The organism is Clostridia bacterium, from assembly GCA_028698525.1.
GTDB lineage: Bacteria > Bacillota > Clostridia > JAQVDB01 > JAQVDB01 > JAQVDB01.
Window position 1 is genome coordinate 1,723 of record JAQVDB010000116.1, and the last position, 1,911, is coordinate 3,633.

2 protein-coding genes are annotated in these 1,911 nt (G+C 35.4%); both read right to left on the minus strand.

Annotated elements, in window-relative coordinates:
* The coding region (locus PHP06_10850; protein ID MDD3841038.1) for a metallophosphoesterase family protein at positions 1–865 on the minus strand (865 nt) is incomplete at its 3' end.
* Positions 866–876: 11 nt separating this feature from the next.
* Positions 877–1,818: a DUF4474 domain-containing protein gene (locus PHP06_10855; GenBank protein MDD3841039.1), complete on the minus strand. Its 942-nt coding sequence runs from the start codon at positions 1,816–1,818 to the stop codon at positions 877–879.
* Positions 1,819–1,911 lie beyond the last annotated feature (93 nt).

Here is a 1,911-nt window from a genome sequence, read left to right on the forward strand (position 1 = left end):
TGGGACCGGCTAAGGTATCTCTTCCAATATATAATAAACCATTTCTATTGGTCTTCATATGCCATTTGACCAATCTAATATATCCAAATTCAATCTCTATGGCTGTGATGCAGCGAGGGTGTACACAGCTTCCATCGTTGAAATATGGTGTTTCACCTACTTCTGGAAACATGGACCTGTGAGTGTGGCCGGCTACAATCATGACATTTTCTCTTTCCACCCACTCTGTAAGCTTATTATCAATGCTATCTTTCTTTTGATGATTTTTTGCCGGACTGGTAGGGTCTTTTACGCCAAAGGTTTCAAGGGGTTTCCATACATTTTTCACTAAAAATCTGCTTATCGGCCACAATGTATAATTCATAAAATCCACCTGATGGCCATGGATTAAAAGTATTTTATTATTCCTTTTCCGGTGTTTTAAAACCAAACCTTCATGAACTTTTAGACCTTCAAATAATGGAATATATTTTTTTCTACGGCTGTCATAATACTTGTATAGATTTTCTTCTAAAAATTTTTGGTCTCTTTTCACTATATCATGGTTGCCATATATAAAATACAGCCTATTATTTTTGTGAAATCTAGATAACAACCTAAATACGTCCTTGTGCATATTGAAAATTTCAGAGAAATCTTTATTTTCCCAAAGCTCATCTCCGTCGCCAATCTCTATATAAGTGTACTTATTTTTATAATAATAGGTGAGGGCGGCAAAGTAAAAATTTTGGTTTTTAGAGAAATTATCCGCCCAAGTTCCATCGCCCCTATGGCAATCGCTCATTAATACAAATCTGCTGTAATCATCAAAAAGAACTTCTTCTGAATTATCAAAAATCTTGGAAAGTCGATTTAATAGATACATGGAGCAACACCTCATCTCCCGGCTTTCAGGTGATTTTTGATGATTTCAAATTTATCATAAAGATATTTATTTTTACCAAAATTCAATATAATATTGAACAATCCAGGGGCCTTTCGTTGAATGACTCTGATTTTGTCCGGGAAATTATCATAATCTCTAGTGATTTTTCGGTATCTATTACATAATACTTTATTTCTCCTTTGCGCAAACCAATCTGTGACTGAGCTTCGACTATAGGGCTGACGGGTATAAGGTTTATCGTATTTTATGGTCACTATACTTCCTTCTACTTTAAATTGTTTGTATCTTTGATATCCTGCCCTTTGCAGGCCTTCTACAAAGGCTTTGGTCATTTCTCTGTCGTTTAATCTGATTCTTAAATTCATTGTAAGCTGTGAAGGTTCAGCGAACTCTCCCAGTTTAAAGCCGGTTAACCACCAATGTCTGTCCCTTCTGGTAAATAGCATTTTGCCATCTTTAAACAAGGAAAACTCCATATACAGCAAATCCTGATCACTGACACAATCGTAAAATGTTCCATCAAATATTCCGGGGATATTCAGGTCAGGTCGATCGGTGTAATACACACCTATTTCACAACCTGTAGTCATGCCATATTGTCCCTTCCAAAATTCAATCATCCACCTCTTGCCGGCATATTCAAAATATATGGGCTCACAATCCATGATAATGCTGAAATGGGCGGCAGCTTCATCATATAGGCGGCAGTAGCCCATATCCCTTTGCCATGCATACAAATCAGAATAAAAAACATCATTTTTATCATCGTAAATATATCCTGCATTTTTTATCACCGCATATAATTCTTCATCAGCAATAGGGCCCTTATCTATTGCTCTTTTTCTAAAGATTATATATGCAATTATGATAACCACAGCAAAAATAATGGGTATCAGGTAATACGGATTTATATTTTCTAAGTTTTCAAACATCGAAATCACCCCAAAATAGATACTTTATATCATAATATTCTTTTTATATAATTATGTTAACAACACAAGGGGACGGTCCTTCTGTGCACTTTT